This is a genomic window from Brumicola pallidula DSM 14239 = ACAM 615 (genome assembly GCF_000428905.1).
In the GTDB taxonomy this organism is placed as follows: domain Bacteria; phylum Pseudomonadota; class Gammaproteobacteria; order Enterobacterales; family Alteromonadaceae; genus Glaciecola; species Glaciecola pallidula.
Genome location: NZ_KE386816.1, coordinates 19,432 through 29,044, shown reverse-complemented (window position 1 = coordinate 29,044; position 9,613 = coordinate 19,432). Strand labels below are relative to the sequence as shown.

Sequence of the window (9,613 nt, the reverse complement as noted above, 5' to 3'; positions counted from 1 at the left end):
AAATTGCAGAGACTGAGCTTACCCCTACTGAGATTTTAGAAGACCAAGCCCCAACGCTTTTAGCTAAGGTATCAGTAGCCTACACAGCAATATCGCAAGGTAGCATCACAGATACCCCTGTGACTAATTCTGAGAAGCCCCAAATAGCTGACAACGCCGGCGCTAACGTAAACGTAGCGGTGCGCAGCGAAGCGTGCCCAGAGAATTTTAATCAAGTGAGTATTCCGGTGAATGGCAAATTGTGCCAAATATTTGCCGCCGACTTTCCGGCATCAATGATTTTATTCATTCCACAAACACCTGAAGAGGTCGTTAAATATTATTTAGCATCTTCTAGCAGCTTTGTTGAACCAAAGAAAATTAAGCAAAGAACCATGCTAAAAAGCGCAGATAACAACACAACTCTAATCATTTCTAAAGACGGCGGCGGTACCCAAGTTGATATTCTTGTTAAGTCACCTGTTTCATAAAGTAACTATAATTCAATAATTTACGCTTATAATAAAGTAAAATAAATCAGTATCTGAAATCATAGATACTGATTTTTTTGTATCTACAAGGTTGTTAAGTTAATTTTTATTACGTTAGAAGAAACCACTCTTTTTCCTTTCTATATTTTTATTTTCAACTAAAAATATCTATTGGCACATCAATTGCAGAACTGATAGATGCAATGGGAAGGTTCCCTTTGCATTCTTGATTTGGTCTTGATGAATTTCTCCCTCACTGCAAAATTGAAGAAACTAACTAATGTATTAGGAGTCGTTATGGAATTCGCAATCGTACTTATTATGGTATTGATAGTTGTTGCTATTGTTGCTGTAAAATTCAGTGTTGAGGAGGTTAGCTTTCCCTTTATGAGTAAACCTCAGCTTTTTTCTCCCGTTGAACATCAATTTCTCGATATGATTGAAAAAGCCGTAGGCGATGAGTTTAGAGTGATGTGTCGTGTTAAGCTAACCGACTTACTAGCATTGCGCAGAAACACCAATAAGAAAATGGCAAAAAGTGCATTACTGCGGGCTGGCAGCAAACAACTCGACTTTGTTTTAGTGAGTAAAACCGATATGACGCCTGTTTTGGCATTGGATCTTGTTCACTCGCTAGGTAAAGAAGGTCATAAAACAACTAGAGACTTTTTTGTCACTGGTGCGTTAGATTCAGCTGGTATTCCACATGCACGTATAAAAGCGCGTCATGGCTATAAAATTGAAGATATCAAAGCATGTATTGAAGCCAAGATTATGCCCCTTAGACGGCGCCAAGGGAAACTTCCTATCCCCATAGCTCATGAGGCGCCAAGCCTGTTTACCCCCACTAAGCGTCCTACTCGACCTGTTCGGTCCTCAAGACAGGTCGCTGCTTAAGCGTTCATCATAAATTAACGCAAGAATTCGTATGATTTCTTGCGTTTTTGTCCATGCTTAGTAAACTTCTGGTCAATTGAACAAAGAGATAACACATGAAAATAGCAATCTTAGGTGCAATGGATGAAGAAGTTAAACTCATACAAGAGTCGCTCAATCACTTACAAGAAGTCGCTCACTCCCACTTAGTCTTTTTTACTGGTGAGTTGCATGATCACGAAATTATTTTGGTCAAGTGTGGTATCGGCAAAGTGGCATCCGCTGTTGCCACCACCATGATTATTGACAAATTTAACCCGGATTTTGTTGTCAATACTGGCTCTGCGGGCGGGTTTGATAAAGAACTCAACATTGGTGATATTGTAATTAGCGATGCAGTAACTCATCATGACGTTGATTTAACGGTATTTGGCTATGTTCTCGGTCAATGCGCGGGCATGCCCGCAAACTATGTGTGTAACGAGCAGTTAATTGAGGCTGCTGAGAAATCAGCTAAACAAATTGAAGGTGTTAAAGTAAAAAAGGGCTTAGTTTGCTCGGGTGACAGCTTTGTTGGTAGTGATGAACTTGCATTAGCAACTCAACAAAAGTTTCCAACTATGATAGCGGTTGAAATGGAAGGTGCAGCCATTGCACAAACTGCTTATTTAATGGGTATTCCATTTTTAGTCATTCGCAGTTTATCCGACATAGCAGGCAAGACATCGACAGTTTCATTTCAAGCCTATTTAGAAAAAGCAGCAAAAAATAGTGCACAGTTGGTAATGGGAATGGTAAAAGCACTCGGTTAATCTATGGACAGCCTCATTAGCTTTATTACAAGCCCCGCTATTTTACCCTGGTTTATTTTATGTGGCGTAGTGCTTTTTGAGCGTTTTTGGTACTTACCCACCCGAGCAGATCCTTTGGCTTTTGTTCGTTTATTAGGAATAAGAATGGCAGAGCGAGTTTGTCCGGATGTGAACTCACTTGGAGCATCGCCGAAGAAAACACAATTTTGGATATCTGGAGCGCTTGCTGCATTCATGATAATCGCGCCTAGCCTTATTATTTTGCTCATATTTAGAGAGTTCGTTTATTACCCTGCATTATTCGATGCCATAATTTTATATTTGTGTATCCAGTTTTCATCTCATATTCAACGTTTTCAACAAATTCGACGCGCGTTATTAACGGGTAAGAAGAAACTAGCGAAAGACCTATTGGCTCCCATGGTATTGCGAGAAACATCAATGTTGTCTGACGTTGGAATAAGTAAAGCAGCAATTGAAACATTATTACTACGCTTTCATTATCAAGCTTTAGTTTGCTTCTTTCTATTTATCGTTGTTGGCCCATTTACTGTATTGACCTATCGATTATGCTACGAGTTACACCTTGTTTGGAATCCTAAAATTCAAGCTTATCGCGAATTTGGAAAGCCAATGGCTAAGCTAGTTATGCTTTTTCAATGGCTGCCTATTCGACTTAATTCCTTGTTATCCATCATATTAAGTCGCGGTTTTAAGCTGTTCCCTTACTTTAAAGCAAAAAAACTAACAACGCGCTGGGGTGAATCACACGGAGCCATTTTACTTCACGCAAACCATTTTGCACTAGACATTAACCTCAGTAGTGCGGTGTATTATAATGCGATAAAAGTGCGGCGCACTAAGTATATAGGCAACGGTGAGCCCACAGCCCGGTTTATGCCTAACGCACTAGCCATTGTAAATCGCGTACTTGCGGTTAACCTATTGCTCTTACTACTAACTTGCTTAATAATCGATACTCTTTCTATGAGCATATAAACAACAAGAGACAACACTTATCGCCATTTGTAATTGCAATTCGTTTTATACTGGTATCAACTCAATATTCATAGATAAAAGTAAAACTATCGTAGCGACTTCAATTCTACTGTTTTCATTCTTATTTTTGAGTGCACTACCTAGCAATGCCCAAGACAACAAGCTACGCATTATAAGCTTGTCGCCTCACCTCACTGAAATTGTGTTTGCACTTGGTAGAGAACAACAATTGGTTGGCGTAAGTGACTACAGTGATTATCCTTATTCTCAAGGGTGCGTTGATAAAGGTTGCTCAGTCAAATTGCCTTCGATAGCTAGTTACCAAGGCGCTGATGTTGCTGCAATTATCAGATTAAAGCCGAGTATTATTCTTGCTTGGGAGGGTGGAAACAAAGCCCAAGATATTGCTAGGCTAGAACAGTTGGGTTACCCCGTTTATCGGTCATCTCCAACAAATATTGAAGCGCTGATGGAGGAAATTCTTTCGTTAGGAGAAACCCTCAATGCAGTACCCAAAAGTAAGCAATTGCATGCAAAAATGATAAAACAAGTTGAACAAATAAAATCACAATATGCAGACAACAAGGCGAACGCGCTTTATTACATGAGTCAACAACCGTTGAGCGGAATGGGCAGTGACAAATGGCTCAATTCGCTTCTTTCGCTTTGTAACATTAACAATATCTACACAGAACTTCCGACTGCTTACGCGCAGTTTTCTATTGCAGATATTATTAGAAAGCAGCCTGAGATTGTTATTGTGGCAAACCATCAATCTACTGCCTCAGTGAGTGCTTTTTGGGCTCCTCATCTAGCGGTTTTTGAGCCCAAAGTGGTTATGGTGAACCCGGATGCACTGCATAGGTTTACACCAAGGGTGTTACCTGAATTAGCGCTTTTATGCAAAAAAGTGCATTTTTAGAATTATTAGCTAAAATAATAAATAAAAGTACACTGTCTGGCTGCAGTAAAAAATTAAATGGAAGTAATACAATGAAAAACTCTAAACTAATCAATCTTAATAAAAGCACATTTACCTTATTCACTTGCCTGTGCTTATTGTTTATATCCGCCGCCGCTATGGCATCAAGAGATATTAGTCCCGAGACGATGTTGGCGATGCAAAAATCGGAGCGTTTACTGTTAGACGTAAGGACTGTTGAGGAATATACCACCAGTCATATTCCAACCTCGGTCAATATTCCACTTAATGAAATAGGAACTCGTTTATCTCGGCTTTCCGATTTTAAAGATTCTCCGGTGGTTGTGTATTGCCGGTCAGGCACTCGAGCAGCTAAAGCAATTACCTTGCTGGAAGAGAATGGTTTTACTAATGTGATGCATCTCGAGGGCGATATGTTAGGCTGGGAAGCTGAAAAAAGACCCACCAATCAATTAGGTAAATAAAATGCGTGACCGTCTTTGACTACTGCGACAACAGCATTTAGCGTCAAAGCAAAGATAACCCAAGCTATCAAAGTAAATTGGGTGCCTGGAATCGTTCTTCAGGTATTTGCACTTACTGTAGTGCTACTTTATTTCTATTATTCACCTGCACAACCTGTGTTTAGTTTTATTGCAGGGTTAAAACTCAAATATAACACTGCTTTTGCAATCATCTCAACCGCGATATTTGGCGGCTTACTCCCTTTTGTTATTTTATTTTTGAAGAAGCGAATAGCAAAACCATTTTTTTTACATCTGCTTTTCAATATTCTACTGTGGGCATTTATGGGCTGGCTCATTGATAGTTTTTATCAACTGCAATCGTTAATTTTCGGCGCTGGTATAGATTTTGCTACGATTGTTAAAAAGACCTTATTGGACCAATTTGTATTTACCGTTTTTATTACAAGTCCTTTAATTACTGCATTGTATATGTGGAGAGAAAGCAACTTCAATCGGCTACAAACATTAACGAGCCTAAAAGACAGTTTTTTCAATGAAAAATTACCTGCAACTATTTTCAGCACTTGGATTGTTTGGTTACCCGCCGTCACTTTAATTTACATGATGCCACCGGCACTTCAATTACCATTATTTAACTTGGTGCTATGCTTTTTTGTTCTGTTGCTGAGCGCGCTTAATAAGGATTGAGCATCGGCATTAAAAAAGCGAAACGCACTAAAACCGACATGAGTGCGTTATTCCGGCTAATGCGATCCGCTCACATAAACACTCGATTGACGTTAAATGTTTTACTGGTTTAAAACAAGACTCTATTTACACGAGCCTGATCCGAGCAAACTTACGCTTACCTACCTGATAGACATTTTCGCCCTTGTGTTGCACAACAAAACGCGTATCGATTACTTTTTCACCGTTTATTTTAACAGCGCCTTGCTTAATCATGCGAATCGCATCTGATGTTGATGCAACCAAATCAGCCTGTTTTAACAAGTTCCCAATGGCAATACCTTGTGCATCGATGGTAACTTCAATTTCAGGCATCTCATCAGGTATTGCATTTTTTTGAAAACGCTGAATAAAGTCTTGCAGCGCCGCCTCTGCATCAGCTGAACTGTGAAAGCGTGCAATCAGCTCCTGCGCTAAAGTAATTTTAATATCGCGCGGGTTTTTACCGTTTGCCATATCTATTTTGAGTTGCTCAATCTCTTCGATCGGTTTAAAACTAAGTAAATCATAGTAACGCCACATGAGTTCATCTGAAATAGACATCATTTTTCCGAACATCTCTGTCGGTGAGTCAGTAATTCCAATATAGTTATTTAATGACTTAGACATTTTCTGCACGCCGTCTAAACCTTCAAGCAAAGGCACCATTAATATACTTTGTGGCTTTTGACCTTGGTCCTTTTGCAATTCTCGGCCCATTAAAAGGTTAAAGCGTTGGTCTGTCCCGCCCAACTCTACGTCAGACTCTAATGCAACAGAATCCCAACCTTGCACCAATGGGTAAAGAAACTCATGGATAGCGATAGGTTGACCATTTGCATAGCGCTTTTTAAAATCATCACGTTCTAGCATTCTTGCGACCGTTTGACTAGCCGCTAGCTTAATCATGCCCGCGGCACCTAATTTATCAAACCACTCGGAATTAAATCGAATCTTAGTCTTTGCAGGATCAAGTATTTTGAATACCTGTTCTTGATAAGTTTTAGCATTTTCAAGCACTTGTTCTTTAGTAAGTGGCTTGCGAGTCACGTTTTTCCCAGTAGGATCACCAATTAAACCAGTAAAGTCGCCAATTAGGAATGTAACTTCATGTCCTAACTGCTGAAATGTACGAAGCTTATTTATTAAAACCGTATGCCCTAAATGTAGGTCAGGCGCAGTAGGATCAAAGCCAGCTTTGATTTTTAAAGGCTTACCGGTTTTTAACTTCTCTATCAGCTCTTCTTCAATTAAAATCTCGTCCGATCCGCGTTTTATCTCCGCGAATGCTGTTTGCCAATCTGCCATTACTTATTCCTGTAGTATAAAAAGTATAAAGTGACTCACTTTATAACTCACTCAATTTATTAGATTTTAGTTGGAGTATTTCACCAATAGGGAAAATACCTTCGCTATTTGTATAACAACAACGGTTAAATTGAACCTTTACGCTGGATTCGAACCCGAAATCATTATACTCTATTGTTTTAATAACTATGCATTTTACGGTCGTATGATTACGAATACAATAAAACAACTGCCAAAACCACATCGATGGACACTTGCGTGCGTCGCGTTAGTCTTGGTGTGTTTGATTTTATTCCCATTTGATTCAGTCAAAGCCTCAAAGAATATTGAGGTCAAACAATTATTTCCGGGTATTAAATACGAGTTACATCTTCCCTTACTAATCGCAGGTTCTGCTAGCCCAGCAATAGAAGACGATATAGATAATTGGCTAACCTATAAAGTAGAAAGTGGCGATACATTAGCCAAAATATTTTCACATATTGGGTTAACAGCCCGCGATACTTATGATGTTAGCAGTGCTGGCGACTTAGCTAAAAATTTAATTAAAATAAAACCCGGCGATATCGTATACATACATGTTGACGACGCTAAGCAATTTGTATCATTGCGTTATCCGCTTTCTAAAACCGAAACCTTAGCCATCGAAAAAAGTACGGATGGTAAGTTTGTTAGCGACGTGTCGATTAAACAAGTTGCAACATTGTTGAGCTTTGCACAAGGCGAAATCCGTAGTAGTTTTTGGAATGCGGGCACTGAATCAGGCTTAACCGATAATCAAATAATGCGTCTAGCCGGTATTTTTGGCTGGGATATCGATTTCGCACAAGAAATACGTGAAGGCGATACCTTCAATGTTGTTTTTGAGAAACAGTATATCGATGGTGAATTTATAGGTTTCGGTGATATTGTCGCGGCCGAATTTAACAACCAAGGTGAAGTTTTTCAAGCTGTAAAATACGACGACGGCAACTTTTACACGCCAGATGGTAGAAGTATGCGCAAAAGTTTTTTACGTGCCCCGGTTTCTTTCAAATACATTAGCTCAAGCTTTAAAAAACGTCGTTTTCACCCTGTGCAAAAAAGATGGAAGGCGCATCGTGGCGTCGATTACGCAGGTAAAGTAGGTACGCCAGTAATGGCTGCAGGTGACGGAAAAGTTATCAAGTCAGCTTACGACAAGTACAACGGTCATCATGTTTTTATTCAGCACGGCGAAAAATATACAACCAAATATTTGCATTTTACTAAGCGTGCAGTGAAGCGCGGTGAAATCGTCAAGCAAGGACAAACCATAGGTTATTTAGGCTCCACTGGCTTGGCTTCTGGTCCACACCTGCATTATGAGTTTCTTGTTAATGGTGTGCACAGAAACCCCAGAACAGTGTCGTTGCCCGAAGCAAACCCAATAGATAAAGAACATGCCAAAGAGTTTAAATTAATTGCGCAAAAACGCATGAGGCAACTTAATAACAATAAACGTATTATGTTGGCGATGAACTAAGCAACCATCGCTTGAGCACGTGTGACTAGGCTTAGCTTTTCAAGTGAAGCTATCCACCCATATTGTTGATGTAACATGTCTTCTTCACGCTTAAAGCCACTTTGAGAGAGTTTGATTGAAGTGGTCGTTGGGTTATCACAGTTAAATTCGATATTCACTTGAGTAATGTCGTTTGTGTCTTCCCAGCGCCAAGTGAAACACAAACTTTGATTAACGTTAATGGTTTTATAGATGCCCACAATTGTCTGTTGAAAACCGTCAGGTGATTGCAGTATCAATCGATAATTCCCCCCTTCAGTAAAGTTAGACATAAACTGAGACACCATCATGTTGCCAGGTGCAAACCAACGCACTAGTACATTTGGATCATGAAAAGCAGTATACACATCGTCAAGTCCTGCGTTAAGTGTACCGTTAATAGTGAAATCATACATAGAATCTACTTCGCTTATTATTCTTCGCTGTGATATAAAAGTTATCGGCATCATTGCCATTTTCTTCAATGTGAATTTCATCAAATTTGGATTATTTTGGATGCCTAAGATAGCTATTATTAGCCGCGACTACTCTGCCTATAAGAGCGCACTGGATGACTTACAGTTATCTGGTGAACTGCATGATGTTGAGCTCATTTGGGCAAATGAACATGCCAATGGTGCTCCGCTAAGAGACATCGAATATGCCTTAGCAAACCCAAATATCATGTCGAGATACATTAATGAATGCCCTAATCTTACTTGGCTGCAATCAACTTGGGCCGGCGTTAACACTCTCGTAAACAAGTCTAAAAGAGACTATCAGCTGACGGGTTTAAAAAATGTGTTTGGCGCTCAAATGCGCGAATATGTGATTGCTTATTTATTGTATTTTCAGCGTCACATTCCTGAGTTAATTACCAATCAACAACAGTGCCAATGGCAGCAATATCGTATTCCAACACTACAAAATCAAACGATGGGGATCATGGGTTTAGGCAGCATTGGCAAAGACGTAGCCATCGCTGCTAAGGCATTTGGTATGAAAGTCTACAGCTTAAATGCAACGAGCAAACCGGCCGAGGCTGACCAACACTTTAATTTGGCTCAATTGTATGAATTTGCGAGTAAAGTCGATGTCATTGTCAATTTATTACCACATACAAACCAAACAACCGGTATTTGTGATGTAACATTTTTTGAAACCATGCGGTCACATGCGATTTTTATTAACGCTGGGCGAGCCAATGTCATAAACAACGATAACGACTTGGTCAATGCCTTAAATAGCCGCAGCATACGAGGCGCTGTTATCGATGTATTTAAAACAGAACCACTGCCCGCTGAACATCCCTTTTGGAATACACCTAATTTACTAATGACGAATCACACGGCAGCGACAAGTCAACATGAATTAGTCTTTGAGGTATTCAAAAATAATTTGCGTAAAAAATTACAAGGCTTGCCTCTTGATTCATGCATAAATTTCGAACAAGGTTATTGAATAACCTACGTTTTTAGCTTGTTTAATCTGTATCAATTAAGCAGTTTTTT

Annotated in this window: 11 protein-coding genes; 9 read left to right on the top strand and 2 right to left on the bottom strand. The window is 39.6% G+C overall.

Annotated elements, in window-relative coordinates; genetic code table 11:
* The 7 genes from G399_RS20930 to G399_RS0116270 all read left to right on the top strand — a co-directional run.
* Window positions 1-470: hypothetical protein (locus G399_RS20930; RefSeq protein ID WP_034897518.1), on the top strand; the 470-nt coding region annotated here is incomplete at its 5' end.
* Window positions 471-767: 297 nt separating this feature from the next.
* The gene (locus G399_RS0116295) at window positions 768-1,367 is read left to right on the top strand and encodes a DUF2726 domain-containing protein (RefSeq protein WP_006014623.1); all 600 of its coding nucleotides are present in this window, start codon (window positions 768-770) and stop codon (window positions 1,365-1,367) included.
* 95 nt (window positions 1,368-1,462) lie between these two features.
* The gene (locus tag G399_RS0116290) at window positions 1,463-2,158 is read left to right on the top strand and encodes a 5'-methylthioadenosine/adenosylhomocysteine nucleosidase (protein ID WP_006014628.1); all 696 of its coding nucleotides are present in this window, start codon (window positions 1,463-1,465) and stop codon (window positions 2,156-2,158) included.
* Between the two features lie 3 nt (window positions 2,159-2,161).
* Window positions 2,162-3,157, top strand: a complete 996-nt coding sequence (locus tag G399_RS0116285) for a cobalamin biosynthesis protein CobD/CbiB (RefSeq protein WP_006014631.1) — start codon at window positions 2,162-2,164, stop codon at window positions 3,155-3,157.
* A 178-nt stretch (window positions 3,158-3,335) separates the two neighbouring features.
* Window positions 3,336-4,079 carry a helical backbone metal receptor gene (locus tag G399_RS0116280; protein ID WP_006014638.1) on the top strand — a complete coding sequence of 248 codons (744 nt, stop codon included), beginning with the start codon at window positions 3,336-3,338 and terminating at the stop codon, window positions 4,077-4,079.
* A gap of 71 nt (window positions 4,080-4,150) precedes the next feature.
* On the top strand, window positions 4,151-4,564 hold the full coding sequence (locus tag G399_RS20925) for a rhodanese-like domain-containing protein (RefSeq protein WP_148277478.1): 414 nt from the start codon (window positions 4,151-4,153) through the stop codon (window positions 4,562-4,564).
* 81 nt (window positions 4,565-4,645) lie between these two features.
* A complete protein-coding gene (locus G399_RS0116270; protein WP_226989015.1) occupies window positions 4,646-5,254 on the top strand; it encodes a hypothetical protein in 609 nt (202 codons plus the stop codon).
* Window positions 5,255-5,380: 126 nt separating this feature from the next.
* Here the strand turns inward: G399_RS0116270 and tyrS are convergent, their stop codons facing one another.
* Window positions 5,381-6,580, bottom strand: coding sequence for a tyrosine--tRNA ligase (gene tyrS / locus G399_RS0116265; protein ID WP_006014645.1), 1,200 nt, complete (start codon window positions 6,578-6,580; stop codon window positions 5,381-5,383).
* A gap of 205 nt (window positions 6,581-6,785) precedes the next feature.
* Between tyrS and G399_RS0116260 the strand changes: the two genes are divergently transcribed.
* Complete coding sequence (locus G399_RS0116260) at window positions 6,786-8,084, top strand: peptidoglycan DD-metalloendopeptidase family protein (protein WP_026843814.1); 1,299 nt, start codon at window positions 6,786-6,788, stop codon at window positions 8,082-8,084.
* Here G399_RS0116260 and G399_RS0116255 read toward each other — a convergent pair.
* A complete protein-coding gene (locus G399_RS0116255) occupies window positions 8,081-8,518 on the bottom strand; it encodes an SRPBCC family protein (protein WP_006014651.1) in 438 nt (145 codons plus the stop codon). The genes G399_RS0116260 and G399_RS0116255 overlap by 4 nt on opposite strands.
* On the opposite strand from G399_RS0116255, the gene G399_RS0116250 reads away from it, so the two are divergent.
* On the top strand, window positions 8,505-9,563 hold the full coding sequence (locus G399_RS0116250; RefSeq protein WP_226989016.1) for a D-2-hydroxyacid dehydrogenase: 1,059 nt from the start codon (window positions 8,505-8,507) through the stop codon (window positions 9,561-9,563). The two genes, G399_RS0116255 and G399_RS0116250, sit on opposite strands and share 14 nt — an antisense overlap.
* The last annotated feature ends 50 nt before the right edge of the window (window positions 9,564-9,613 follow it).